The sequence below is a fragment of the Pseudomonas antarctica genome, from assembly GCF_001647715.1.
GTDB lineage: Bacteria > Pseudomonadota > Gammaproteobacteria > Pseudomonadales > Pseudomonadaceae > Aquipseudomonas > Aquipseudomonas antarctica_A.
In genome coordinates this window covers 611,542-634,039 of record NZ_CP015600.1, presented here as the reverse complement: position 1 = coordinate 634,039, position 22,498 = coordinate 611,542, and the positions used below count along the sequence as shown (strand labels likewise).

The following is a 22,498-nucleotide window of genomic DNA, read 5'->3' as shown; positions in this document are numbered from 1 at the left end:
ATCAAGCCCTGAACTGCCCCAGGCTCGCCTTCAACTGCGCCGCCAACCCATCCAGCACCTTGCCGCTGGCCGTGGTCTCCACCACCGCCTGCGCGGCACGCTCGGCCTGGGCGTGAATCACTTCGACACGCCCACGCACCGCATGCGCGCCTTGAGCCTGATGCTCAGCCGCACGCGTCGCCAAGCCAATCGCCGCATGCACCTGCTCCACCGAAGCCTGCACCGTCTGCTGCAGGCGCACGCTGTCGCGCAGCACCAGCAAGCCTTCGCTCGCCTGACGTCCCGCCTTGCCGATGGTGTCCACCGCCTCACGTGCGCCCTGCTGCAACGCCACGATATGCGCCTGGATATCACCCGTGGAACTCTGGGTTTTGCTGGCCAGGGCACGCACCTCGTCGGCCACTACCGCGAAGCCACGCCCGGTCTCACCGGCACGCGCAGCTTCGATCGCGGCGTTAAGCGCCAGCAAGTTGGTCTGCTCGGCAATGCCGTGAATCACCGTCAGCACCACTTCAATTTGTTCGCTTTGCTGCGCCAGGCGTTCAATAACCTGAGACCCCGCCTGCACCTGCCCCGCCAGCGCTTCGATCAAGCTGCCGACCTCCGCTGAAGTGCGCGAGTTTTCATCCGTTGCCTGGCGGATTTCCACCACCTGTTGCAACGCCGCTTGCATCGCATGGCTTTCGGCCTGGGCCTCGTCTGCCATTTGCGACAGCGCGCGCAAGCTCTCGGCCACCTCATCACGCTGCAAACCGGCCGCCTTGTCGGCACCGGCATTGCGCAAGGTCATGGCGCCGATTTCCACGCCGGTACGCTGGGCCACATCCCCCGCCTCACGCACGATCGGCTGCAACTTATCCACAAAGCGATTGACCGCCGAGGCCATGTCGCCGATTTCATCCTTGCTGCTGATCTGCACGCGCTTGGTGAGGTCGCCCTCGCCCGCCGCCAAGTCATCCATGGCCGCAATCAACAGCTTCAGGCGGTTGACCACACGACGCCCCAACACGATAGCGATCAGCAGCAACACGCCGAACCCCACCACGGCGAGCCCCATGCCGATACGCCAGCGCAAGGTGCCGGCGGCGTCCTGTACGGCGCTGGTGGTGTTGGCGGTCATCTGGGTGGCGGTGGCTTGCGCCGATTGCAGGCGCGCGCCCATGGCTGACGCACTGTCCGCGGCAGCCCCTTTGAGGCTGTCACCGACCAACTGATCACTGCTGGCGATCAGTGCGGCAAAACGTTTATCGAGCGCTTGCAGATCAGTCTCCACGGACGCCGTCGAAACCCCCATGCGGACTTTGCCGATCTCGACGCCGTTGGGGCTGATGGATGCCTCAACGTAGTAAACAGCAGGATCAGCCTTCGCAGCGTCCAGCACTTTATCCAGGGCGCGGTCGCCCTGCCCTTTCGCCAGCAATGCCTGGTTGATCGGGTTGTCACGGTTGAGATAACGGGTCAGATGCTCACCGGCAGCGTCGTCGTAGACCACGAACAACACGTTGGGATTGCGCTGGGCGCGCCGGGCAAACTCCGACAAGGTCGGCACGTCACTGTCCCACATGGCACGCGGCGCCACCGAGGCCAGCAGTTGCGCCATATCATTGGCGGAGTCTTGCAGGTCTTTTTCCAGGGTCGCACGCAATTGCTTCTGCTCTTCCTGCAGTCGCGTGGAAAGTCCTGCGGTCAGGCGCTGACGGGTGCTGGAAGACAGGCTATCCAGACTCGATGTGATTTCCTTGCCGGCTTGCGCCAGTTCACCGGAGAGTTTCTGGCTGTCGATACCCAGGCGATTGCCCAAATCAGCTTCCAATGCAGTGACCGTGCTCCTCGTCAGAGCGACAGCCACCAGCACTTGCACCAAAAGAGCGATACCTAGGGTAACGAACACCGGCCGCAACAGCCGGCTTTGTAACAGTGAGAGAACAGCAGACACTGGGAATCCCTCCACCACGGGTGCCATTAATTTGATAGCACCGCGAAAGAGAGAACCAAAGCAAGGGTCGTGCCGTTTGTCTGGCGCCAATAAAAAAGGGCTCCCGAAGGAGCCCTTTACTTTTTACATCAACAGCTTATTACGCGAACGGGTGACGCAGAACGATGGTCTCGTTGCGGTCCGGACCCGTCGAAATAATGTCAATAGGCGCGCCGATCAGCTCTTCAACGCGTTTGATGTAAGCACGGGCGTTGGCTGGCAGCTCTTCCAGGGTTTTGGCACCCACGGTCGATTCGGTCCAACCCGGCACTTCTTCGTACACAGGCTGCAGGCCTACGTAGCTGTCAGCGTCAGTCGGAGCAACGTCCTTGCCTTCTGCATCTTTGTAGCCGACGCAGATGTTGATGGCTTCCAGACCGTCGAGTACGTCCAGCTTGGTCAGGCAAATGCCCGAAATGCTGTTCACATCGATTGCGCGACGCAGGATAACGGCGTCAAACCAACCACAACGACGGGCACGGCCAGTGGTCGCGCCAAACTCGTGACCTTGCTTGGCCAGGTGCGCACCGACTTCGTCGAACAGCTCAGTCGGGAACGGACCCGAACCTACGCGCGTGGTGTAAGCCTTGGTGATGCCCAGGATGTAGTCCAGGAACATAGGACCAACGCCCGAACCGGTAGCAACGCCACCGGCGGTGGTGTTGGAGCTGGTCACGTACGGATAGGTGCCGTGGTCGATGTCGAGCAACGAACCTTGGGCGCCTTCGAACATGATGTCTTTGCCAGCACGACGCAAGTCGTGCAGCTCGGCAGTCACGTCCAGCATCAGCGGCTTGAGCAGCTCAGCGTATTCCTTGCACTCGGCCAGGGTGGTTTCGAAGTCGATGGCGGGTTCTTTGTAATAACCGACCAACATGAAGTTGTGGTATTCCACCAGTTCACGCAGCTTGTCTTCAAAACGCGGCATGTTGAGCAGGTCGCCCACACGCAGGCCACGACGAGCAACTTTGTCTTCGTACGCAGGGCCGATGCCGCGACCGGTGGTGCCGATCTTCAGCTCGCCACGGGCCTTTTCACGGGCCTGGTCCAGCGCTACGTGGAAGGACAGGATCAGCGGGCAGGACGGGCTGATACGCAGGCGCTCGCGCACCGGTACGCCTTTCTCTTCCAGCTTGATGATCTCGCGCAGCAGGGCGTCAGGTGCAACCACCACGCCGTTACCGATCAGGCACTGCACGCCTTCGCGCAGTACGCCCGACGGAATCAGGTGCAAGACGGTTTTTTCGCCATCGATGACCAGGGTGTGGCCAGCGTTGTGGCCACCTTGATAGCGCACTACGGCGGCAGCATGTTCGGTCAGCAGATCAACGATCTTGCCTTTGCCCTCATCACCCCATTGGGTGCCCAGGACTACGACATTCTTACCCATAACACTTGTCCTCATTCGCGCAAACTTGGTGCCGGCGATGGCCGGCAGGAATACTCAAGAAGCCAGTGGCGATACTTGCCAAAGCCCGTTCTGCAGAATCAATTGCTGGTCGCAGTCCGCTTCACGGGCGGCGGCCAATGGCTGCCCAGGCAGGGCCTGGACGACACGCTGACCCTCACTGCGCAACTGGCAAACCTGCTGCCAGAGTGCTGCGTCCGTACTGTCGGGCATCCAGATGCCACCAGACGGCAGCTCGACCTCAGCACGCCCCAGGGTCACCAGGGTTTTCAAATCGGTAGAAAAGCCAGTCGCCGGACGTGCGCGACCGAAGTCGGCGCCGATATCGTCATAACGACCGCCTTGGGCGATGGCCTGACCAACACCCGGCACAAAGACTGCGAACACCACACCGGTGTGGTAGTGGTAGCCGCGCAACTCGCCCAGGTCAAAATACAGCGGCAACTGCGGGAACCGCGCCGACAACCGTTCGGCAATCGCCAGCACGTCATCCAGCGCCGCCAGCACTGGCGCCGGCGCATTGGCCAGGCGCTCGCGTGCAGCCACCAACACTTCACGGCCGCCGCACAGGTCAACCAGCGCGCGCAGCATGCCGGCGAGGTCAGCAGGTACACCCTCGGTAAGGGCGATCACTTCATCGATAGCCTTGCGTTGCAGGGCATCGAACAACTGCTGCTCAACTTCCCCCGACAAGCCGGCCGCACGGGCCAGGCCACGGTAGATTCCGACGTGACCCAGGTCCATGTGCACATCCGGCACGTCAGCCAGTTGCAGCATGGCCAACATCAAGCTGATCACTTCAACGTCGCTGCTCGGGCTGGCATCACCGTACAACTCGGCGCCCAGTTGAATCGGGCTACGGGACGACGACAAGGCGCGCGGCTGCGCGTGCAGCACGCTGCCGGCGTAGCACAGACGGCTCGGACCTTCGCGGCGCAGGGTATGCGCATCGATACGCGCCACTTGCGGCGTGATGTCAGCCCGGAAGCCCATTTGCCGGCCCGATTGCGGGTCGATGACCTTGAAGGTGCGCAGATCCAGGTCCTGGCCCGCGCCGGTCAGCAGGGATTCCAGGTACTCGATATGGGGAGTTACGACAAACTCGTAACCCCAGCTCTGGAACAGATCCAACACCTGGCGACGCGCTACTTCAATGCGCGCAGCTTCCGGTGGCAGTACTTCTTCGATGCCATCTGGCAGCAGCCAGCGGTCTACCGTTGCCATTACGCCATTCCCCTATGATCCGGGCGGCCAGCCCTCGGCCGAGCCTTGAGTGAAGCAGAAAATACCCGGCTCCTGCATAAACAACGCGCAAGAACGACGTGACGAACGGCCTGCAAACGGCCTCGTCGGGCACTTTCCTCGAAAAACCTGTGGCGCCTGCGCAACCAGCAACAATCAAACATGCAGACGCAAAAAAGCCGGGAATTTCCCGGCTGCCGCATCATACACCCGTTTTCTGAAAGGATCACCCCGCCAGGCGTTTTAGCCGCCCGACGGAGTGCTTCCTACAGAGTCACAGGCTGATTACTTGGACTTTTCCAGGTAGCGGAAGAAGTCGCTGCTTGGGTCCAGCACCATGACGTCGGTTTTGTTCGCGAAACTTTCGCGGTAAGCGCGCAGGCTACGGTAGAACGCGTAGAACTCCTGGTCCTGGCCGTAAGCCTTGGCGTAGATCGACGCCGCTTGAGCATCACCATCACCACGGGCCTCTTCAGACTCGCGATAAGCTTCTGCCAGCAGTACACGGCGCTGACGGTCGGCATCCGCACGGATACCTTCAGCCAGCTCGTTACCCTTGGCGCGGTGCTCACGAGCTTCACGCTCACGCTCGGTGCTCATACGCTCGAACACGCTGCGGTTCACTTCCTTCGGCAGGTCGATCGCCTTGACCCGAACATCGATCACTTCGATGCCCAGCTCTTTCTCAGCCATTGCGTTCAACGAGCGCGTGATGTCAGCCATCAGCGCATCACGTTCACCGGATACCACCTCGTGCAGGGTGCGTTTACCAAACTGGTCACGCAGGCCCGACTCCAGACGGCGCGACAAACGCTCGTCGGCAATCTGCTTGAGGCCGGAAGTCGCGGTGTAGAAACGCTCGGCATCCTTGACGCGCCACTTGGCGTAGGCGTCAACCATCACGGCTTTCTTTTCCAGGGTCAGGAAGCGCTGTGTCGGTGCATCCAGGGTCATCAGGCGGCCGTCGAACTTGCGCACCTGGTTCACGTAGGGAACTTTCACATGCAGGCCCGGCTGGACATCCGCCTGGACCACACGACCGAATTGCAGCAACACCGCGCGCTCGGTCTGAGACACGATGTAGAAGCAGTTCCAGGCAGCGATGACCACGACGACGCCCACAATCAGGGCGGTCAGCGATTTATTGCTCATCAACGACTCTCCCTGGTACGTGTTTGCTGTTGCAGCAAGTCAGCGGCCGCACGGGCGCTCGCTTCGTTAGCAGCAGCGTTCGAACCGGTGGACGGCGCGCTGGTGCTGCTACGACCACCTTCGATCATCTTGTCCAGCGGCAGGTACAGCAGGTTGTTCTGCCCACCTTTGCTGCCGGTCACGAGAACCTTGCTGGTGTTGCTGAAGACTTCCTGCATGGTGTCCAGATACAGACGCTCACGCGTGACTTCCGGCGCCTTGCGGTACTCGGCGACCAGCTTGGTAAAGCGATCCGCTTCACCCTTGGCACGCGAAACCACTTCATCGCGGTAACCGTTTGCATCCTCAAGGATACGCTGGGCCTGACCACGCGCTTCCGGCACGACGCCGTTGGCATAGGTTTCGGCCTGGTTACGCGAACGCTGCTCGTCTTCACGGGCGCGGATCACGTCGTCAAAGGCTTCCTGTACTTCGCGCGGTGCAGCTGCGCTCTGTACGTTCACCTGGGTGACGGTGATACCGGTGCGATAGGTATCGAGGAACCGTTGCAGGCGCTCCTTGATTTCGCTGGCCATCAACTCACGACCTTCGGTCAGCACCTGGTCCATGGCGGTGGAACCCACCACGTGGCGCAGGGCGCTTTCGGTTGCGTGTTGCAGGCTGATTTCAGGCTGATCAACGTTCAGCACGAAGTCCTGCAGGTTGCTGATCTTGTACTGCACGGTCAGCGGCACTTCGACGATGTTCTCGTCTTCGGTCAGCATCTGGCCCTGCTTGGTGTAGGCACGCTCACGCGTGACGTTCTCCATGTACTTCTTGTCGATCGGCGGGAAATAGATGTTCAGGCCTGGCCCGACAGTCTCGTAGTACTTGCCGAAGCGCAGCACCACGGCTTGCTCCTGCTCGTCCACCACGTACACGGCGCTGTACAGCCAGACGGCAGCCAGCACGACAAGACCCAGGCCCAGCAGGCCATAGCCGCCGCCCTTGCTTGTGCGACCGCCTTCGTCACCACCGCGTTTTTTTCCACCACCGAACAACCCATTCAGGCTTTCCTGCAGCTTTCGGAAGGCCTCGTCGAGATCTGGTGGCCCCTTGCGGTCGCCATTATTGCGGCGCTTACCACCCCAAGGATCCTGATTATTCGAGTTGCCACCCGGCTCATTCCAAGCCATAGCGCTCTCCATCTGATAAAGCAAAGACGCACCCACGGCGCGCCGACCAATGCTACAGAATGCCTGCTACTGCGGCACAACCGCTTTAGGAGGCTTTTATTGCAAAGTGTGTTGTTCGATGAACTCGGCCGGTACCACACCTTCACGACTGACCAGCCGATTCAGCTCCGAACGCGGCAATCGAACGGCCAGCAAGCTGACACCTTCTTCGTCGTATTCTTCTTTCTGTACCGCGCCCAACTCAAAAAACTGTGCACGCAGTCGAGCAAAACGCTGAGGCAAGCGCAAGGTGCCGACAAACAAATCGCTGCCCAGCAACTCGGCAATGGCCTGTTCAAGCAAATCCAAGCCAGTACCATCGCGCCCCGAAAGCCATACCCGCTGGGGCTTGCCGTTCTCATCGCGCTGGATTTGTGGCTCTACGCCTTCAAGCAAATCGAGTTTGTTATAGACCTCGAGGATCGGCAAGTCCTGTGCACCAATCTCGCCCAGCACCACCATCACCTGCTCGATCTGCAACATGCGATCCGGTTCGGCCGCATCGATCACGTGCAGCAGCAGGTCGGAGTTGCTCGACTCTTCGAGCGTAGACCGAAACGCCTCGACCAGCTTGTGGGGCAAGTGACGAATGAAACCCACGGTGTCGGCCAGGACAATCGGCCCCAGGTCGTCCAGTTCCAGACGGCGCAAGGTCGGATCAAGCGTGGCGAAGAGTTGGTCGGCCGCGTACACGTCCGATTTCGTCACTTTATTGAACAGTGTGGATTTGCCGGCGTTGGTATAGCCCACCAGGGACACGGTAGGGATATCCGCACGCATCCGGCCGCGCCGCGACTGCTCGCGCTGGCTGCGTACCTTTTCCAGGCGACCCTTGATCTGGCGCAGGCGAACCCGCAGCAGACGGCGGTCGGTTTCCAGTTGGGTTTCACCCGGGCCACGCATGCCGATACCACCACCTTGACGCTCAAGGTGAGTCCAGCCACGAACCAGGCGGGTGCTCATGTGGTCAAGCTGGGCCAGTTCGACCTGGAGCTTACCTTCATGAGTGCGGGCGCGCTGGGCGAAAATATCGAGAATCAGACCGGTGCGGTCGATCACGCGACACTCGAAAACACGTTCGAGGTTACGTTCCTGACTGGGCGTGAGGGTGTGATTGAAGATCACCAGATCGGCTTCTTCAGCATGCACCAGATCGCGTAATTCCTCGACCTTGCCGCTGCCGATCAGGTATTTGGCGGTTGGCCGATGACGCGGTACGTTAAAAAACGCAACGGTCTCGGCGCCGGCCGAATTTGCCAACTCCTGAAACTCCTGCGGATCTTCGCGCGCCTCAGGGTCCTGTCCATCCAAGTGAACGAGGATTACTCGCTCACCACCACCGTGGCGCTCAAAGAACAAAGGAGACTCCTATCAGGCGTTACCTGGCTCAGCGTCACCCTGTTCGTCACCCGCTGCGCTAGGCAGACGGATAGGACGCACTGGAACGACTGTCGAGATAGCGTGTTTGTAAACCATCTGGCTGACGGTGTTTTTCAGCAGGATCACGAACTGGTCGAACGACTCGATCGTGCCTTGCAACTTGATACCGTTGACCAGGTAGATGGAAACCCCAACTTTCTCTTTACGTAAAGTATTCAAGTAAGGGTCTTGTAGCGAATGCCCTTTTGACATGTGCCGCACTCCTTTAAGGATCAATAATAAAATTCGGAAAATAGATAGCTTATGGCCGTCACACCCCCAAGGATAGACGGCAATTGCAAGGACTCAGCTCAATATGGAGACCGTTCCCAAGTATTTCAAGGCGCGTGACAGATTGTCGCTGTCCAGGCTGTCCAACCAGTGCAAATCGCTCCAGCTGCGCAGCCAGGTGAACTGGCGCTTCGCCAATTGGCGCGTGGCAATGATGCCGCGCTCCTGCATTTCGGCTGACGTCAGCTTGCCATCCAGATGATCCCAGACTTGGCGATAGCCAACAGCACGTATCGAAGGCAACCCAGCATGCAGATCACCTCTTGAACGCAGTGCTACGACCTCGTCCACAAACCCCTGTTCCAACATAATTGTGAATCTTTGTGCAATTCGCTCATGCAGCACCTGGCGATTTGCCGGAGCAATGGCCAGATTCGCCACAGTATAGGGCAATTGTGACTGTCCAGATGCGCCTGCTTGAGCACTTTGCGCAGTTTGTTTCAGCCTATGTTCAGTCATGGTCTGGCCGCTCACGCGCCAGACTTCCAGGGCCCGGGTGAGGCGCTGGGGGTCGTTGGGATGAATGCGCGCGGCGGACACCGGATCAATAGCCGCCAACTGGTCGTGCAGGGCTTGCCAGCCAAGGCGTGCAGCTTCTTCCTCAAGCTCGGCACGCACCTGGGCGTCGGCCGGCGGCATATCCGCCAGGCCTTCCTGCAAAGCCTTGTAATAGAGCATCGTACCGCCCACCAGCAGCGGAATATTGCCCCGCGCGGTGATTTCGGCCATGGCGGCCAGGGCATCGGTACGGAAATCCGCTGCGGAATAGCTCTCGGACGGGTCGATGATATCGATCAGCCTATGCGGATGCTCGGCCAACAGCGCTTTGGATGGTTTGGCAGTGCCAATGTCCATGTCCCGGTAAACCAGTGCAGAGTCGACACTGATCAGCTCGCACGGCAACACCTTGGTCAGCTCGATAGCCAGGTCGGTCTTGCCGGCGGCCGTGGGGCCCATCAGGAAGATGGCGGGGGGCAAGGCACTCATCACCGGCCGCGCAAGAACAGTTTGTCCAAATCGTCCAGGCCCATCTGGGTCCAGGTCGGTCGGCCATGGTTGCATTGCCCGCTGCGCTCGGTGTTTTCCATGTCGCGCAGCAGGCCGTTCATTTCCGGCAAGGCCAGGCGGCGGTTGGCGCGGATCGCACCATGACAGGCCATGGTACCGAGCAGTTCGTTGATATGCGCCTGGATGCGGTCGCTGGTGCCATATTCCATCAGATCGGCCAGTACGTCGGCGACCAAACGGTTGGCCTCAGCCTGCTTGAGCAGTGCGGGAATCTGGCGGATAGCCAACGTTTCAGGGCCCAGGCGTTGCAGTTCGAAGCCCAGTTTCTGGAACACGCTGTGGTGTTCTTCGGCGCAGTCGGCCTCGCGCTGGCTGACCGCCAGGGATTCGGGCACCAACAGGGGTTGGCCGCTGAGACCTTCACTGGCCATGGCGATCTTCAGGCGCTCGTACATGATCCGCTCATGGGCGGCGTGCATGTCCACCAGCACCAGGCCGTGGGCGTTTTCCGCCAAAATGTAGATGCCCTTGAGCTGGGCCAGCGCATAGCCCAGCGGCGGAATATCACCACCGCCCTCCGGCAACGCGACAGCGCCCGGCTCGGCACCCGGCAGCGGCGCGAAGAACTCACGATAGGCCGCCTGGGCCTCAGCTACCGGCACCGTCGACTGCGGACGCGGCGTGTATTGATACTGATAACCTGCGCCTGCCCCGGAACCCGGCGCGGTATAAGCCGGTTGTGGCTGTGGCGACTGCAGCAGGTTGGCCGCCAGGCTCATTTCGCCCTGAGGACCGAACTCGCCGGCTTCCGGACCACTCGGGCGCACAACGGCCGTCACGATTGGCGCAGACAGCTGATCATCCGGGCGCACATCGCCCAGGGCGCGGTGCAAGGTGCCATACAGGAAGTCATGCACCATGCGCCCGTCGCGAAAGCGCACTTCGTGTTTGGTCGGGTGCACGTTGACGTCGACCACCGACGGATCGACCTCAAAGAACAGTACAAATGTCGGATGGCGACCGTTGAACAACACGTCGCGATAAGCCTGGCGTACCGCGTGGGCCACCAGTTTGTCGCGCACCGCACGGCCATTCACAAAGAAATACTGCAAGTCCGCCTGGCTACGGGAGAACGTCGGCAAGCCTACCCAGCCCCACAGCCGCAAGCCGTTGCGTTCGATTTCAATCGGCAGCGCCTGCTCCAGGAAGCCCGCGCCGCAGATTGCCGACACACGCCGAGCACGGGCGGCATCGTCATGGGCTTCGTGCAGGCTGAGGATAGTCTTGCCGTTGTGGCGCAAATGGAACGCCACGTCGAAGCGCGCCAGTGCCAGGCGCTTGATGACTTCTTGCAGCTGATCGAATTCGGTTTTTTCGGCCTTGAGGAATTTGCGTCGCGCCGGAGTGTTGAAGAACAGGTCGCGCACCTCAACCGACGTACCCACCGGGTGCGCCGCTGGCTGGACCCGAGGCGCCATGTCGCGGCCTTCGGTTTCCACCTGCCACGCCTGCTCGGCGTCGCGGGTGCGGGAAGTCAGGGTCAGGCGCGCCACGGAGCTGATGGACGCCAATGCTTCACCGCGAAAGCCCAGGCTCATGACCCGTTCAAGGTCTTCCAGGTCGCGAATCTTGCTGGTCGCGTGACGGGCCAAGGCCAGCGGCAGGTCATCCGAAGAGATGCCACTGCCGTCGTCGCGCACCCGCAGCAGCTTGACGCCGCCTTGCTCCACGTCGACATCAATGCGTTTGGCACCCGAGTCGATACTGTTTTCCAGCAGTTCCTTGATCACCGATGCCGGGCGCTCAACGACCTCGCCCGCCGCAATCTGGTTGGCAAGGCGCGGGCTGAGCAGTTCGATGCGTGAACCGCTGTTCAGAACTGATTCGCTCATTACTGCGCCGCCAATTCAGTGCCAGGAATGGTCAATACCTGACCGACTTTCAACTCATCGGTTTTCAGGTTATTGGCGCTGCGCAAGGTCGCGGCCGAGACCTGGAAACGCACGGCGAGCATGGCCAGGGTGTCACCGGGCTGCACGCGATGGTCGCGCGGGCCCTGGGCGATTTTCCCGGAGTCACGCAGCCAGGCGATGTAGGTGCCCGGTGGCGGGTTCTGCTGGAAGAACTGACGAATACCCGCACTGATCGAGCGGGCCAGGGCCTGCTGGTGGCCGGCACTGGCCAACTTCGAGGCTTCGTTGGAGTTGGAGATAAACCCGGTTTCCACCAGGATCGATGGAATGTCCGGCGACTTCAACACCATGAAACCCGCCTGTTCCACGCGCTGTTTGTGCAGCGAGGTCACGCGGCCAATGTTGCTCAGAACCTTCTGGCCGACGTTCAAGCTGGACGTCAGCGAAGCGGTCATCGACAGGTCGAGCAGTACGCCGGCGAGCATTTTGTCCTTGTCATCGAGGGACACGTTGCCGGCGCCGCCGATCAAGTCGGAACGGTTTTCACTGTCGGCCAGCCAACGTGCAGTTTCGGATGTAGCACCGCGGTCCGACAGGGCAAACACCGAAGCGCCAAAGGCGGCGGCCGAAGGTGCGGCGTCGGCATGGATCGACACAAACAGGTCAGCGCCCTTCTTGCGGGCGATTTCGGTACGGCCGCGCAACGGAATGAAGTAGTCGCCGGTACGGGTCAGCTCGGCGCGATAGCCTTTCATGCCATTGACCTGACGCTGCAGTTCACGAGCGATGGCCAGTACCACGTCTTTTTCGTGCTGCCCGCGCGAGCCAGAGGCACCCGGGTCTTCACCGCCGTGGCCGGCGTCGATCACCACGATAATGTCGCGCTTGCCCGCAGGCGCTGGCGGCGGCGGTGGCAGCTTGACCTGTGGTTGCGACGGGTTGACGGGCACTGCCGGCACGGTCGCAACACTTGGGGTTGGCGCAGGCGGCGGTGCGGCATCGGCGGCGTTGTCGAACAGGTCGACCACCAGCCGATTGCCGTATTGGGCGTTCGGCGCCAGCACAAAACTTTTCGGGGTCACGGCCTTTTTCAGGTCGATGACCACACGCAGATCGGTCGGCGTGCGCTGAGCCGAGCGCATCGACGTAATCGGCGTATTGGCGGTGGAGACTTTCAGCGGCGCGGCCAGGGTCGCGCCATTGATGTCGATCACCAGGCGATCGGGCGCCGTCAGGGTAAAGACGCTGTGCTGGACCGGGCCAGACAGGTCGAACACCAGTCGCGTGTTATCCGGCGCTCGCCATAGGCGAACACTTTTCACCTGTGAAGCAGCCAGAGCATTGAAAGTCATTGCCGCAAGCAACACCCCTACGACAGCAACCATCGCGCGAAAGCGCATACCTAACCCCACCAATTTTATTTGAATTCCAATGCCAGAGCAGCGCACCACGACTCACCGCGCGCACTCTGGGGCAACAACTTCAGCTGACGTCCGTGATCGTGCGGCGTAATGGTAATGGTCAGGTCCGGCTTTGGCAAAAAGCCTGTGCCTTTATCTGGCCACTCGATCAGGCACAACGCATCTTCGTCAAAGTAATCACGGATGCCCATGTACTCCAGTTCTTCGGGATCTACCAGGCGATACAGGTCGAAGTGGAAGGCGCGAACATCACCGATCTCGTAAGGTTCGACCAAGGTAAACGTAGGGCTTTTTACCGCCCCGGCGTGACCCAACCCACGAATAATCCCGCGGGACAGTGTGGTTTTCCCGGCCCCCAAATCGCCCTTGAGAAAGATCAACCCGGCACCGGCCGTAACCTGGGCAATGCGATTGCCGAACGCGACCATGGCGTCTTCATCCGCCAGGAAAAGGGTTACTTCAGACACGGCGACTGCTCCTCCAGCAATTGACGAATGGCAGGTATCAGGTCGCTGGCAGCCAAGCCGCGCCCAAAGGTGCCCTGGCGATCCCCCGCCGTGGCGTGCAGCCACACGGCCAGGCAGCTGGCTTCATAAGCGGGCATGCCTTGGGCAAGTAATGCGCCCACCAAGCCACTCAGGACGTCACCCAAACCGGCGGTGGCCATCGCCGGGTGGCCTTGGTCACATCGCGAAACACGTCCGTCCGGGCTAGCAATCAAACTGCCAGCACCCTTGAGAATAGTCACTGCATTGAATTTCTGGCTCAACGCGCGCGCCACCTTAAGGCGATCGGCCTGAACCTCGACTGTCGTGATGTCCATCAAACGCGCCGCCTCGCCAGGGTGCGGCGTAATCACGCTGTTAGCGGGAAGGCTTACGCCGCCCGTGGCCAACTGATTCAACGCATCTGCGTCCCAGACTTGCGGCTGCGAGGCATTGGCGGCGACGGACAACAGGCTTTTACCCCAGGACGCAGCGCCCAGGCCCGGGCCGATGACAATGACTGAAATCTTTTCCAGCAGCCCCATCAACTGGTTGGCCGAACTCACGCCGACGGTCATGACTTCCGGCAAGCGCGCCAGTGCGGCCGGCACGTGTTCAGGCCGGGTCGCCAGGGACACCATGCCCGCGCCACTGCGCAAGGCGCTTTCGGCACTCAACAGTGCCGCGCCGCCAAAGCCTCGGTCGCCGCCAATGACCAACAGGTGGCCGAATTGGCCTTTATGGGCGTCCGGGGCGCGCGCAGCGAGTTGCGGCAAATGGCCGTGCAACAGGGGCTGTACGTCGGTTATTGCGTGTTTTGTCTGCGGCATGCGTCTTCAAGCTCCGATGTCTGGCAGAATTATACCTATCTAACCTGCGGTTTCCCTTGTCTCATGCCTGCCATCACCACCGATCTGCCCGCCCTCGCCCAATCGATCAAAGACTGGGGCCGTGAACTGGGCTTTCAACAAGTCGGCATCAGCGGCCTGGACCTGGCCGAGCATGAGCAGCACCTGCAACGCTGGCTCGACGCGGGCTACCACGGCGAGATGGAATACATGGGCGCCCATGGCAGCAAACGCTCCCATCCCGATGAACTGGTGCCGGGCACTCTGCGCGTGGTGTCGCTGCGCATGGATTATCTGCCAGGCGACACCCAAATGGCGCAACTGCTGGCAAAGCCAGAGAAAGCCTACATCTCCCGTTACGCCCTGGGCCGGGATTATCACAAGCTGATCCGCAAACGCGTGCAGCAACTGGCTGACCGCATTCAGGCGCAGATCGGCCCGTTCGGCTTTCGCGCCTTTGTCGACAGCGCGCCGGTGCTGGAAAAAGCCATCGCCGAACAGGCAGGCCTGGGCTGGATCGGCAAAAACACCCTGGTACTCAATCGCAAGGCCGGCAGTTATTTCTTCTTGAGCGAACTGTTTGTCGATTTGCCCCTGCCGGTTGACGCCCCTCACACCACCGAACATTGCGGCCGCTGCACGGCCTGCCTGGACATCTGCCCCACCAACGCCTTCGTCGGCCCCTATGTACTGGATGCACGACGCTGCATTTCCTACCTGACCATCGAGCTCAAGAGCGCAATCCCGGAAGACCTGCGCCCCCTGATCGGCAATCGCGTGTTCGGCTGTGATGACTGTCAGATCGTTTGCCCGTGGAATCGTTTCGCCCGCGCTACCGACGAAGGTGATTTCAAGCCACGGCATAATCTGGATAACGCAGAGCTGGCTGAACTGTTTATGTGGGACGAGGATAAATTCCTCAGCAGCACGGAAGGCTCACCGCTACGCCGCGCCGGTTATGAGCGCTGGCTGCGCAACCTGGCTGTGGGCCTGGGCAATGCGCCGTCGAGCATTCCGGTGCTGGAAGCCTTGAAGGCGCGCCGCGATTACCCCTCGGACCTGGTGCGCGAACACGTGGAGTGGGCGCTTAACCAGCACGCTACGCGCTAGTGCACGTCGTCGTTGTAGACGAATTTGGGCATTTCCCAGTGAAAACGGATCGCCAGCAGGCGCAGTAGAAAGCCGCTGAACAAGGTGAGCAAAATTGCCTGCTCGCTGGGCAGTTCCAGGTACAGGCACAGCATGTAGAACCAGGCGGCGAGGAACGACACGCTGGCATACAGCTCACGACGGAAGATCAGTGGGATGTCGTTGCAGAAGATATCCCGCAGGATGCCGCCGAAAACCCCGGTGATGACGCCGCTGACCGAGGCCACCAGCATGCCGTGGCCCATTTCCAGCGCCGTCATGCAGCCAATCAAGGTGAAGGCCACCAGCCCCACCGCATCCAGCGCCAGGAACAGCGAACGCAGGTGACGCATCAGCGGCGCAATAAAGATCGTCACCAGCGCGGCGATCGAAGTCAACACTAGGTATTCCGGGTGCTTGACCCAGGTCAGCGGGTAATGCCCCAACAACACATCACGCACCGAACCGCCGCCCAGCGCCGTGACGCAGGCGATCAGCACCACGCCAAACCAGTCCATGCCGCGCCGACCGGCGGACAGGGCACCGGTCATGGCTTCGGCGGTGATGGCGATGAGGTAGAGCATCAACAGCATGATGGCGATCCTTGCAAAGAGGCCGGCAGTCTAATCATTTGCTGGTGGCACCAAAAGAGGGCGCCAGGCGAAAGACCGAGGCACGCCCTTCGCGAGCAAGCCCGCTCCCACATTTAACCGCGTCCCTCCATTGGAATGCGGTCGAAGGTGGGAGCGGGCTTGCTCGCGAAGACGCCGGGCCGGGCGCCACAGATTCAAGCCTTGATGAAATGCTTGCGATAATGCTGCAGCTCGGCGATCGATTCGCGGATATCGTCCAGTGCCAAGTGAGTGCTGCCTTTATGGAAGCTGTCCTTAACTTCCGGCGCCCAGCGTGCGGCCAGCTCTTTCAAGGTGGACACATCCAGGTTGCGATAGTGGAAGTAGCTTTCCAACCCCTTCATGTGCGTATAAAGGAAGCGGCGGTCCTGGCAGATGCTGTTGCCGCAGATCGGCGACTTGCCCTTGGGCACCCATTTTTCCAGGAAGGCGATGGTTTCGGCTTCAGCTTCAGCCATGCTGATACGGCTGTCGCGCACGCGCTGGGTCAGCCCGGAGTTGCCGTGGGTGCGGGTGTTCCACTCGTCCATGGTGGCGAGTACGGCGTCGCTGTGATGGATGGCGATCACCGGACCTTCAGCCAAGGTGTTGAGGTTGCTGTCGGTGACAATGGTCGCCATCTCGATGATGACGTCGGTGTCGGGGTTCAGACCGGTCATTTCCAGATCGATCCAAATCAGGTTCTGTGGGTTTTGCATGGCTTGATTCTCTTGGCACCTTAGCGTAGCTGCGCAGTTTAGCAGGCGGGGCCGTGCTAGACTCGCGACCGTTTTACCCAACCTTTGCATTATCGACACGGAACACCAATGGCCAAACGCCAGCTCAATCGTCGCCAAAACTGGCGCATCGAAAAGATTCAAGGTGAACGCGCCGCCCGCGCCGCCAAACGTGAATCCTCCGCCGTAGAAGCGCTCGAGGGCGGCGACCTGGGCCCCGAACAAACGGGCCTGGTGATCGCACACTTTGGTGTGCAGGTCGAAGTCGAGGCGCTGGAAGGCGAACTCGCGGGTTCTGTTTCCCGTTGCCACTTGCGCGCCAACCTGCCTGCGCTGGTGACCGGCGACAAGGTCGTGTGGCGTGCCGGCAACCAAGGCATCGGCGTAATCGTCGCCCAGTTGCCACGCACCACCGAACTGCGTCGGCCTGACAGCCGCGGGCAGCTCAAGCCGGTGGCCGCCAACGTCGACATGATCGTGATCGTGTTCGCGCCGCTGCCCGAGCCACATGCCAACCTGATCGACCGCTATTTGGTTGCAGCCGAGCATGCCGGCATTCGCCCGTTGTTGCTGCTGAACAAATTCGACCTGATCGACGAGCAGAACGCCCCGGCGCTCAATGCGTTGCTGGCGGTCTATCGCACCCTGGGTTACCCGGTGCTGGAAGTCTCGGCGCATCACGGCAACGGCATGGAACAGCTGCAACAGCAGTTGGACGGGCGCATCAGTGTGTTTGTCGGCCAGTCGGGCGTGGGCAAATCGTCGCTGGTCAACAGCCTGCTGCCGGAAGTCGACACCCGTGTCGGCCCGCTGTCGGAGCTGTCCGGCCAGGGTACCCACACCACCACCACCGCACGATTGTTCCATTTCCCCGGCGGCGGTGAACTGATCGACTCCCCAGGCATTCGTGAATTCGGCCTCGGCCACGTCAGCCGCAGCGATGTGGAAGCGGGCTTCATCGAATTCAACGACCTGATCGGCACCTGCCGCTTCCGCGACTGCAAACACGACCGCGAGCCGGGCTGTGCACTGCTCAAGGCCCTGGAAGATGGCCGCGTACAGCAGCAGCGCATGAACAGCTATCGTTCGATTATTGCGAGCTTGCCCGAGAGCAGTTACTAAACTGCTGAGACAAAAAGGCCGCGATCATCGCGGCCTTTTTGCATGCGGCTTACGAGCCGGGCGCCGGTGCAGGCGCCGTAGGATCTTTCACCCCGCCATCATCAAACAGGTTCAGCTTCTGCCGCAGCTCATGGGCAGGCAACGGCTCCTGACCTGGTGGAATGGCGTTCGGATCAGCCGGCACTTCGCCTGGCGCACCGGCACCTTGGGTCGGTGCCGATGGGGCCGCGCCTTGATCGCCTTCGATCGCACGCTGGGCTTTTTTGGTCAGCACCACGATATCGATCCGACGGTTGATCGGGTTGAACGGGTCCTTGGGATCGAACAGCTGCGAGGAGGCAAAACCCACCACGCGCGCCACTTGCGGGTCCGGATAGCTGCCCGCCACCAGCGCACGCCGGGCAGCGTTGGCACGGTTGGCCGAAAGCTCCCAGTTGCCGAAGTCGCCCTGGCCTGCATACGGCTTGGCGTCGGTGTGGCCACTGATGCTGATCTTGTTCGGCACCGCTTTGATCGTGTCGGCCATGGCCAGCAGGATGTCTTCAAAGTACGGTTTCAAACGCGCACTGCCGGAGTCGAACATCGGCCGGTTGGCGGCGTCGGTGATCTGGATGCGCAAGCCTTCCGGCGTGATCTCGAAGGAAATCTGATCCTTGAATTTCAACAGCTGCGGGTTTTCTTCAACCTTGGTCTGCAGTTCCTGCAGCAACAACTCGAGGCGCTCTTTCTCGACCTGCTCGGCCATGCTCTCGACAGTGTCGCGCTCGATCGGGATGTTTTCCTGCGGCGATTCGGTCTTGACCTCGGGGTTGATGGTGCGCTCAGGCGCCAGCTGCGGCGAGCCGCCCAGGTCAATCACAAAGGGCGTACCACTCTCCGAAAAGCCTATCGGGTCCTTGAAGTAACCGGCGATGGCGATTTTTTGTTCCGGCGTAGCGGTCGACATCAACCACAGCACCAGAAAGAACGCCATCATCGCCGTCGCGAAGTCGGCGAAGGCGATTTTCCATGCGCCACCATGGTGCCCCGCAGCGAAGCGCTTGACGCGCTTGATGATTATCGGCTGGTTGTTTTCCATGGTTTAGCGACCGCGAACCGCTTGTTCCAGCTCGGAAAAACTTGGGCGATGTTTCGGGTACAGCACCTTGCGCCCGAACTCCACCGCCAGCGATGGCGGCATACCGGACGCCGAAGCCACCAGGCACGCCTTGATCGCTTCGTAGAGGTTGACCTCTTCCTTGGCATCATGGGCCAGGCAGGTAGCGAGCGGTCCAAAGAAACCATAGGCCGCCAGAATACCGAAGAAGGTACCGACGAGGGCCGCACCCACGTGCATGCCAATGGCCTTCTGGTCGCCTTCGCCCAGGGACGCCATGGTCACCACAATACCGAGTACCGCCGCGACAATACCAAACCCGGGCATGGCGTCAGCAACGCCGGTCACGGCGTGCGAAGGGTGTTCCAACTCTTCTTTAAGGCTGAACAGCTCCATGTCGAACAAGCCTTCCAGCTCGTGAGGCGCCATGTTGCCGGAGGACATGATGCGCAGGTAATCACAGATGTAGGCGGTCATGCGCTCATCTTTGAGCACGGCCGGGTACTTGGCGAAAATCGGGCTGGCGGCGGCGTCTTCGATATCGCCTTCGATGGCCATCATGCCTTCGCGGCGGCTCTTGTTGAGGATCTCGAATATCAGACCCAGTACTTCCAGGTAGAAGGTGTGAGAGAAACGCGAGCTGAACATGCCCAGCGACTTCTTGATCACATGCATGGTCATGTAGCCGGGGTTGGCCTGCAAGAATGCACCCAAGGCCGCACCGCCGATAATCATCACTTCGAAGGGCTGGATCAGCGCAGCAATTTTACCGTGGGACAGGACGTACCCACCGAGCACGCTTGCGATGACGACGATGATGCCGATAATTTTAGCCATAGGGGATTGGTACTTGCGCCGTCGGGTTCATGGACATATTGAGTGCAGCCGAAAACTCTTGTTCTACTTATCGGCAAAACTGCGCCAGACTATAGCCCGTTAAGGCGAAAAGCCAATTCGGCCCGTTCCGGGCGTGTTGAACGCAAGTGATGATCGCGCCCCAATCATGGCAAATGAAACGACAGTACCCACTGCAAAACCCACCACACTCGCCGCTTGGATAAAGCGTCTGGACGACGTGCCGCTGCCCGTGCCTCAGGCCAGTCACGAGCGCGTGTGCAAAGCCATTCGCGACAGCCGCAGCTCATTGCGAGACATTGCCGAGCTGATGCAAAACAGCCCGGCGCTGGTGCTCAGCGTGATGCGCGAGGCCAACAGCCATACGCACAACAGCATGGCGGAACCGGCGGAAAACCTCGAAGTGGCGCTTAACCGTCTCGGTTTGAAACGCGCCGAAGAACTGCTGGCGCGACTGCCCTCGGTTCCAGCCAATGAAATCCCCTTGGCCCTGCGCCAACTGCTGCTGGTGAGCCAACACGCGTCCCAGCAAGCCAGCGGTTTGTTCGCCAGCCGCCTGGCGCGTTTGTGGCAAGACATCCACTGGGGCAGCCTGCTGTTTCTGTCCCCGCTATGGCCATTGGCCGTCGCGTATCCCAAGCTCCTGGAAGAATGGGAACTGCGGGTTATCCATAAAGGCCAGTCGGCTTACAAGGTCGAGCGGGAGCTGTTCGGTGTGCGCCTGCTGGACTTGTGCCTCGGCTTGACCGAAGCCTGGCACCTGCCGATCTGGGTCTCCCAGGGCTATAACCTGCTGCTGACCGAGCAGCGCTTGCTGGTCAAGGCGCTGCACATCGCCCGTGAAGATGACGCGCTGCGCCAGCAGCAATTACTGGATGCCGAACCCAACCTGCGCCGCTGGCTCAACCAGCCGGCGAACACCGTGCTGCTGGCCAACGGCCTGGCGATGTCGGCCCAGGAATCGTGGACCTGCCCGCACGCCGAGCGCTGGCAATACCTCACCGCGCTGTACTTGCAGGAGCCGTTGAGTGACGTGCAGCAGCAGGTTCACCAGCAAGCGGTGGCCAGCGCCCGCACCACCCTGATGCCCGATCTTTGGCACCCGGCGCTGTCGCTGATCTGGCCGTGGCATGTACAGAAAATTCATCGCGGCTTGTTGCCTGCACCGCCGCCCACCGCCGAAGCATTGGCCGTGTGGCGCAAGCGCTGTACCGAATTGCTGGTCGAGCCGAGCCGCTTTGCCAACGCCATGCACCTGACTACGTGCGCCAAAGAAGCCCTGGTCGCCAGCGGCATGCAACGGGTGTTGCTGTTTATGGCGGACCGCGCCCTGAGCACCTTGCGCGTGCATCAAGCCGACGGTTTGCCCAGGGACGCCGCGAGCCTGAGCCTGGATGTGGTCAACAGCACGCTGCTGCAGCGCCTGCTGGAAAAGCCCGCCCAGGTGCGCCTCACGCCGGACAATCACGCGCAGTTTTCCGCGCTGTTACCGCCAGTCCTGCGTCGCCTGTTTACCGGCGAACACCTGCTGTTGCGCTCCCTGAGCTGTAACGGTCGCGTGGTGATGCTGATGGTCGCCGACCAGGGCGGCGGCCCCTTCTCGGAAACCACCGTGCAGGCATTCGGCAAAACCGCCCAATGCATCGAGAAAGCGCTGCACAGCTTTACCAACCGCAGCGCCTGATGCTTGCGCTACAATCGCCCTCCTTTATCGCCAACATTTGTGCCCAGGAGACCTCACATGCCTGACTTCTCTGGCTTGCCGCTGGTGATCGAATCCAGCGACCTGCTCGGTCAACTGGATGCCGAACACCTGATTCTGGTGGACCTCACCAGTGCCGCCCGCTACGCCGAAGGGCATATCCCCGGCGCGCATTTCGTTGACCCCAAGCGCACCCAACTGGGCCAACCGCCCGCGCCGGGTTTGCTGCCGAACAAGGCCGACCTGGAAAAACTGTTCGGCGAACTGGGGCACACCCCGGATGCCACCTACGTGGTCTACGACGACGAAGGCGGCGGCTGGGCCGGGCGTTTTATCTGGCTGCTCGACGTGATCGGACACCAGAAATACCACTACCTGGACGGCGGCCTGCTGGCGTGGCTGGACGGCCAACACCCGGTATCCACCGAGGTACCGGCCCCTGTCGGTGGCCCGGTCAGCCTGACCTTGCACGAAGGCCCCACGGCCACGCGCGAATACCTGCAAAGCCGCCTCGGCGCAGCCGACCTGGGTATCTGGGACGCACGCGGCCCGCTGGAGTATTCCGGTGAAAAGGTCCTCGCCGCCAAAGGGGGTCACATCCCCGGCGCGGTGAACTTCGAATGGACCGCCGGCATGGACAAGGCGCGCAACCTGCGTATCCGCCGCGACATGCCGCAAATCCTCGAAGACCTCGGCCTGACCAAAGACAAAGAAATCATCACCCACTGCCAGACTCACCACCGCTCTGGCTTCACCTACCTGGTGGCCAAGGCGCTCGGTTATCCGCGAGTCAAAGGTTATGCCGGTTCCTGGGGCGAATGGGGCAACCACCCCGACACCCCCGTTGAGATTTAAGGTTTAAGGACACTTA

At 60.9% G+C, this 22,498-nt stretch carries 20 protein-coding genes and 1 pseudogene; 4 read left to right on the top strand and 17 right to left on the bottom strand.

What is annotated here, in order from left to right; translation table 11 throughout:
* Window position 1: 1 nt before the first annotated feature.
* The 13 genes and pseudogenes from A7J50_RS32195 to A7J50_RS02510 form a co-directional block, all read right to left on the bottom strand.
* The gene (locus A7J50_RS32195) at window positions 2–706 is read right to left on the bottom strand and encodes a methyl-accepting chemotaxis protein (RefSeq protein WP_410524791.1); all 705 of its coding nucleotides are present in this window, start codon (window positions 704–706) and stop codon (window positions 2–4) included.
* Window positions 707–907: 201 nt separating this feature from the next.
* Window positions 908–961, bottom strand: a pseudogene (locus A7J50_RS32190) (hypothetical protein); the annotation flags it as partial.
* A gap of 1,114 nt (window positions 962–2,075) precedes the next feature.
* Window positions 2,076–3,365, bottom strand: coding sequence for an adenylosuccinate synthase (locus A7J50_RS02560; RefSeq protein ID WP_064450408.1), 1,290 nt, complete (start codon window positions 3,363–3,365; stop codon window positions 2,076–2,078).
* Window positions 3,366–3,419: 54 nt separating this feature from the next.
* Window positions 3,420–4,607 (bottom strand): ATP phosphoribosyltransferase regulatory subunit, encoded by a 1,188-nt coding sequence (locus A7J50_RS02555; protein ID WP_064450407.1) that lies wholly within the window; start codon window positions 4,605–4,607, stop codon window positions 3,420–3,422.
* A 303-nt stretch (window positions 4,608–4,910) separates the two neighbouring features.
* The gene (gene hflC, locus A7J50_RS02550) at window positions 4,911–5,777 is read right to left on the bottom strand and encodes a protease modulator HflC (protein ID WP_003217510.1); all 867 of its coding nucleotides are present in this window, start codon (window positions 5,775–5,777) and stop codon (window positions 4,911–4,913) included.
* A complete protein-coding gene (gene hflK, locus A7J50_RS02545) occupies window positions 5,777–6,952 on the bottom strand; it encodes an FtsH protease activity modulator HflK (RefSeq protein ID WP_012721916.1) in 1,176 nt (391 codons plus the stop codon). The genes hflC and hflK overlap by 1 nt, the downstream gene beginning before the upstream one ends.
* Window positions 6,953–7,048: 96 nt before the next feature.
* Complete coding sequence (gene hflX / locus A7J50_RS02540; protein WP_064450406.1) at window positions 7,049–8,350, bottom strand: ribosome rescue GTPase HflX; 1,302 nt, start codon at window positions 8,348–8,350, stop codon at window positions 7,049–7,051.
* 12 nt (window positions 8,351–8,362) lie between these two features.
* A complete protein-coding gene (hfq, locus tag A7J50_RS02535; protein ID WP_003188059.1) occupies window positions 8,363–8,623 on the bottom strand; it encodes an RNA chaperone Hfq in 261 nt (86 codons plus the stop codon).
* Window positions 8,624–8,716: 93 nt separating this feature from the next.
* Entirely contained in the window at window positions 8,717–9,688 is a 972-nt protein-coding gene (miaA, locus tag A7J50_RS02530; protein ID WP_064450405.1) for a tRNA (adenosine(37)-N6)-dimethylallyltransferase MiaA, read from the bottom strand.
* The gene (mutL, locus tag A7J50_RS02525) at window positions 9,688–11,601 is read right to left on the bottom strand and encodes a DNA mismatch repair endonuclease MutL (RefSeq protein ID WP_064450404.1); all 1,914 of its coding nucleotides are present in this window, start codon (window positions 11,599–11,601) and stop codon (window positions 9,688–9,690) included. Before mutL ends, miaA begins: the two co-directional genes overlap by 1 nt.
* A complete protein-coding gene (locus A7J50_RS02520) occupies window positions 11,601–13,022 on the bottom strand; it encodes an N-acetylmuramoyl-L-alanine amidase (protein ID WP_064450403.1) in 1,422 nt (473 codons plus the stop codon). Before A7J50_RS02520 ends, mutL begins: the two co-directional genes overlap by 1 nt.
* A 17-nt stretch (window positions 13,023–13,039) precedes the next feature.
* Window positions 13,040–13,510, bottom strand: coding sequence for a tRNA (adenosine(37)-N6)-threonylcarbamoyltransferase complex ATPase subunit type 1 TsaE (gene tsaE, locus A7J50_RS02515; protein WP_064450402.1), 471 nt, complete (start codon window positions 13,508–13,510; stop codon window positions 13,040–13,042).
* Window positions 13,498–14,358 (bottom strand): NAD(P)H-hydrate dehydratase, encoded by an 861-nt coding sequence (locus A7J50_RS02510; protein ID WP_064450401.1) that lies wholly within the window; start codon window positions 14,356–14,358, stop codon window positions 13,498–13,500. Before A7J50_RS02510 ends, tsaE begins: the two co-directional genes overlap by 13 nt.
* 63 nt (window positions 14,359–14,421) lie before the next feature.
* Here A7J50_RS02510 and queG point away from each other — a divergent pair, with 63 nt between their 5' ends.
* A complete protein-coding gene (gene queG / locus A7J50_RS02505) occupies window positions 14,422–15,486 on the top strand; it encodes a tRNA epoxyqueuosine(34) reductase QueG (RefSeq protein WP_064450400.1) in 1,065 nt (354 codons plus the stop codon).
* On the opposite strand, the gene A7J50_RS02500 is transcribed toward queG, so the two are convergent.
* The gene (locus A7J50_RS02500) at window positions 15,483–16,100 is read right to left on the bottom strand and encodes a trimeric intracellular cation channel family protein (protein ID WP_169875734.1); all 618 of its coding nucleotides are present in this window, start codon (window positions 16,098–16,100) and stop codon (window positions 15,483–15,485) included. The genes queG and A7J50_RS02500 overlap by 4 nt on opposite strands.
* A gap of 191 nt (window positions 16,101–16,291) precedes the next feature.
* On the bottom strand, window positions 16,292–16,834 hold the full coding sequence (gene orn, locus A7J50_RS02495) for an oligoribonuclease (protein WP_003171343.1): 543 nt from the start codon (window positions 16,832–16,834) through the stop codon (window positions 16,292–16,294).
* A 108-nt stretch (window positions 16,835–16,942) separates the two neighbouring features.
* Here orn and rsgA point away from each other — a divergent pair, with 108 nt between their 5' ends.
* Window positions 16,943–17,974, top strand: a complete 1,032-nt coding sequence (gene rsgA, locus A7J50_RS02490; RefSeq protein WP_003171340.1) for a small ribosomal subunit biogenesis GTPase RsgA — start codon at window positions 16,943–16,945, stop codon at window positions 17,972–17,974.
* A 49-nt stretch (window positions 17,975–18,023) separates the two neighbouring features.
* Here rsgA and motB read toward each other — a convergent pair whose 3' ends face one another.
* Complete coding sequence (gene motB, locus A7J50_RS02485) at window positions 18,024–19,052, bottom strand: flagellar motor protein MotB (RefSeq protein ID WP_064450399.1); 1,029 nt, start codon at window positions 19,050–19,052, stop codon at window positions 18,024–18,026.
* 3 nt (window positions 19,053–19,055) lie between these two features.
* The gene (motA, locus tag A7J50_RS02480; protein WP_064450398.1) at window positions 19,056–19,907 is read right to left on the bottom strand and encodes a flagellar motor stator protein MotA; all 852 of its coding nucleotides are present in this window, start codon (window positions 19,905–19,907) and stop codon (window positions 19,056–19,058) included.
* Window positions 19,908–20,073: 166 nt separating this feature from the next.
* Here motA and A7J50_RS02475 point away from each other — a divergent pair, with 166 nt between their 5' ends.
* On the top strand, window positions 20,074–21,609 hold the full coding sequence (locus tag A7J50_RS02475) for an HDOD domain-containing protein (protein WP_064450397.1): 1,536 nt from the start codon (window positions 20,074–20,076) through the stop codon (window positions 21,607–21,609).
* A 57-nt stretch (window positions 21,610–21,666) separates the two neighbouring features.
* Window positions 21,667–22,482 carry a rhodanese-like domain-containing protein gene (locus A7J50_RS02470; RefSeq protein WP_064450396.1) on the top strand — a complete coding sequence of 272 codons (816 nt, stop codon included), beginning with the start codon at window positions 21,667–21,669 and terminating at the stop codon, window positions 22,480–22,482.
* Window positions 22,483–22,498 lie beyond the last annotated feature (16 nt).

Bases quoted from the DNA above. Each gene is read 5' to 3' on its own strand.
- A7J50_RS32195 (WP_410524791.1), bottom strand. From the start codon at position 706: ATGGCAGACGAGGCCCAGGCCGAAAGCCATGCGATGCAAGCGGCGTTG.
- A7J50_RS02560 (WP_064450408.1), bottom strand. From the start codon at position 3,365: ATGGGTAAGAATGTCGTAGTCCTGGGCACCCAATGGGGTGATGAGGGC.
- A7J50_RS02555 (WP_064450407.1), bottom strand. From the start codon at position 4,607: ATGGCAACGGTAGACCGCTGGCTGCTGCCAGATGGCATCGAAGAAGTA.
- hflC (WP_003217510.1), bottom strand. From the start codon at position 5,777: ATGAGCAATAAATCGCTGACCGCCCTGATTGTGGGCGTCGTCGTGGTC.
- hflK (WP_012721916.1), bottom strand. From the start codon at position 6,952: ATGGCTTGGAATGAGCCGGGTGGCAACTCGAATAATCAGGATCCTTGG.
- hfq (WP_003188059.1), bottom strand. From the start codon at position 8,623: ATGTCAAAAGGGCATTCGCTACAAGACCCTTACTTGAATACTTTACGT.
- miaA (WP_064450405.1), bottom strand. From the start codon at position 9,688: ATGAGTGCCTTGCCCCCCGCCATCTTCCTGATGGGCCCCACGGCCGCC.
- mutL (WP_064450404.1), bottom strand. From the start codon at position 11,601: ATGAGCGAATCAGTTCTGAACAGCGGTTCACGCATCGAACTGCTCAGC.
- A7J50_RS02520 (WP_064450403.1), bottom strand. From the start codon at position 13,022: ATGCGCTTTCGCGCGATGGTTGCTGTCGTAGGGGTGTTGCTTGCGGCA.
- A7J50_RS02510 (WP_064450401.1), bottom strand. From the start codon at position 14,358: ATGCCGCAGACAAAACACGCAATAACCGACGTACAGCCCCTGTTGCAC.
- queG (WP_064450400.1), top strand. From the start codon at position 14,422: ATGCCTGCCATCACCACCGATCTGCCCGCCCTCGCCCAATCGATCAAA.
- orn (WP_003171343.1), bottom strand. From the start codon at position 16,834: ATGCAAAACCCACAGAACCTGATTTGGATCGATCTGGAAATGACCGGT.
- rsgA (WP_003171340.1), top strand. From the start codon at position 16,943: ATGGCCAAACGCCAGCTCAATCGTCGCCAAAACTGGCGCATCGAAAAG.
- motB (WP_064450399.1), bottom strand. From the start codon at position 19,052: ATGGAAAACAACCAGCCGATAATCATCAAGCGCGTCAAGCGCTTCGCT.
- motA (WP_064450398.1), bottom strand. From the start codon at position 19,907: ATGGCTAAAATTATCGGCATCATCGTCGTCATCGCAAGCGTGCTCGGT.
- A7J50_RS02475 (WP_064450397.1), top strand. From the start codon at position 20,074: ATGGCAAATGAAACGACAGTACCCACTGCAAAACCCACCACACTCGCC.
- A7J50_RS02470 (WP_064450396.1), top strand. From the start codon at position 21,667: ATGCCTGACTTCTCTGGCTTGCCGCTGGTGATCGAATCCAGCGACCTG.